At 73.6% G+C, this 2551-nt stretch carries 2 protein-coding genes; both read right to left on the reverse strand.

Annotated features, from left to right (window positions below; all coding sequences use genetic code 11):
• Positions 1-133 precede the first annotated feature (133 nt).
• Positions 134-1264, reverse strand: coding sequence for a hypothetical protein (locus ABZ693_RS29525; protein WP_359883468.1), 1131 nt, complete (start codon positions 1262-1264; stop codon positions 134-136).
• Positions 1254-2243: a polyprenyl synthetase family protein gene (locus ABZ693_RS29530; protein WP_359883471.1), complete on the reverse strand. Its 990-nt coding sequence runs from the start codon at positions 2241-2243 to the stop codon at positions 1254-1256. Before ABZ693_RS29530 ends, ABZ693_RS29525 begins: the two co-directional genes overlap by 11 nt.
• Positions 2244-2551: the final 308 nt, after the last annotated feature.

Consider the following 2551-nt stretch of genomic DNA (forward strand, 5'->3'; position numbering starts at 1 on the left):
AGCGGCTCCACGTCGATCTCGCAGATCGCGTACTGCCCGTGCCCGCCCGACTGCTTCACCAGCCGGCCCCGCCCCGCCGAGGCGGCCCCGAAGGGGCCGGCCCTTCGAGGCGTTCACCGTGAGGACGGGAGCGTCAGGACGCCCACCGGTCGAGGGCGGCCAGGAACGCCGGTACGTCGTCCGCGATCCGGCCGGTCGCCGCGAAGCGCCGCGACGGCAGCCCTTCGACGACGCGCCGCAGCGTCTCCTCCGTCTCCCGGACGACCGGCGCGAAGTCGAGCCGCAGCAGCTTCGCCACCGCGCCCAGCGTGCTGCGCGGGCCCGCGCCCAGGACCTGCCCGGCGCGTCCCCCGGAGGACACCGGGGCGTCGCTGTCCCGGTCCACGAAGACCACCAGGTCCAGCGGCAGCGGCCGGGCCGGGGCGGGCCCGGCCCCGGGGCGCACCGGAAACAGGTATTCCCGCCCCCGGTGGTCCGCGGGCAGCTCCGAGGCGTGCCCCACGACCGGCGTCCCGGTGACCCGCTCGATCAGCGCCCGGTCGTCCGGATGCGCCCGGCACTCCCACGCGCCGCTCAGGAACAGCGGGACGACGGCCCGGTCCGCGGTCACGAACACCAGATCCTCCGCGACCACCCGCCAGCCGTGGGCGAACGCGGCCAGACCGAGGGTGGACTTGCCCGACCCGGACGCCCCGGCGAGCAGCACGGTGAACCCGTCGTCACGGGTGACGGCCACGCCGTGGATCAGCGCCATCCCGCCGCTCAGCATCAGAGGGGCGATCAGCGCCATCCGCGCCAGCTTGCGCCGGAACGCCTCATGGCTCGCGGACACCTCCACGAGGGCGCCGGCCGCGCCGGGGGAGGGGGCGGGCGACGCCGTCAGCAGCCCCGCCGTGCCCGAGGCCTCCCGGGCCGGCCAGTGGATCCGCCGGACGTCCCCGCTCTCGCTGTACGCGGCCCAGGGCCCGCCGGACGCGGGCGGCGGCTCGCCGGGCGGCGGGCGGTACGCGTCCACCGCCCGCACCCGCAGCCGGACCGCCCCCGGGCCGGGGAGCGGTCCGGCGCCGCGGGCCAGCGCCCGTGTGAAGACGTCCAGCCCCTCGGCCGGGGCGACCCCGTCCCAGAACGACTCCGCCGTGCCCGGCGGCCTCGCGAACTCCCAGTCCGTGAGCACCCGTTCGGAGACCAGCCGCCCGGAGACGGCCGGGCTCGCGGTGGACGCGCCCGGGGCCGCCGGCCCCGGGCCGATCAGATCACTTGTCACGGTAGGCGGCCTGCCTCGCCATGGTGTGCAGCTCGGCGGCCCAGTCCGGGTCCAGCGCCCCGCGCACCGCGGCCCGCGCGGTCTCGATGCGCTCCGCGACCACCTCCTCCACCCGGTCGCGCACCCCGGTCCTGATGAGCACCTCGTGCAGCCGCTCGGGATCGGCCCTGGAGAGGTCGTCGCCGACCAGCTCCCGGACCTCCGCCTCGTGGCGCAGCGCGATCGACATCAGCAGCGTCATCTTGTGCTGTTTGAAGTCGAGCTGGGCGGGCTTGCCGATCACGTCGGAGCTGCCGAACGCGTCCAGCAGATCGTCCCGGAGCTGGAACGCCTCGCCGAGCGCGAGACCGTACCGCTCGAACGCGGGCCGCAGCTCCTGCGCGCCGGCCAGCTCCGCGCCCATGGCCAGCGGCCGGTAGACCGTGTAGCGGCCGGACTTGAACAGGGCGATCCAGCTGGACAGTTCGGGGTCCGGAACGAACCGGGCGGCGGCCCGTACGTCCAGGAACTGGCCGATCATCAGCTCCGTGCACAGCTCGCCCCAGATCCGCCGGGCGTGCGGCGGGCAGTCGACGAGCAGCCGCTCCGCGTACACCAGCGCGAGATCGCCGGCGAGGACGGCGACACTCTCGCCGTACCGGCGCGGCTCGCCGCGCCAGTCCCGCTCCTCGTGCAGCGTCGAGTGCAGGACGTGGGCGGTCGGCTCGTTGCGGCGCAGCCCCGAGTCGTCCATGACGTCGTCGTGCAGCAGCGCGAAGGTGTGCAGCAGTTCCAGGGCGGCCGCCACGTCGACGACGACCTGTGCCTCCGGGTCGCCGCCGCCGGCGAGATAGCCGGCGACGCAGAAGGCGGGGCGCAGGCGTTTGCCCCCGCTGCCCACCATGCGGCTCACACAGTCGATCAGTTCGGCGGAATCCGCGTTGAGCGCCGCCCAGGAACGGCGCTCTTCGGCGAGGAATTCATGAATACGTCGTTCCACCCGCGCCAAGACGCGGTCGCGTGTTTCACGGGCGGCGACACCAGTGAATTCTTGACTCACTGGGAGGGCAATGGACATGCGGATCTCCTGATGGCGGACAGACCTCGACAGGGTCTTTCTCGCACACCCAAGAGCCCCCGAAAAGAGGCAGGTTGGCGTATAGGCGCTGTCCAGAGGGGTCGGCGGGCCGCGGACTACCGTTTCGCACCGTGAGCAGACGCTGTCTGCGGAGAAACCACTGACCTGTTTGTTCTTGCGGTGTGCCAGGGGTCGCCTGTCGCGCACCTGTAGGTGGATGGCGAGGAATC

Source organism: Streptomyces laurentii (assembly GCF_040635425.1).
GTDB classification, from domain to species: Bacteria; Actinomycetota; Actinomycetes; order Streptomycetales; family Streptomycetaceae; genus Streptomyces; species Streptomyces laurentii.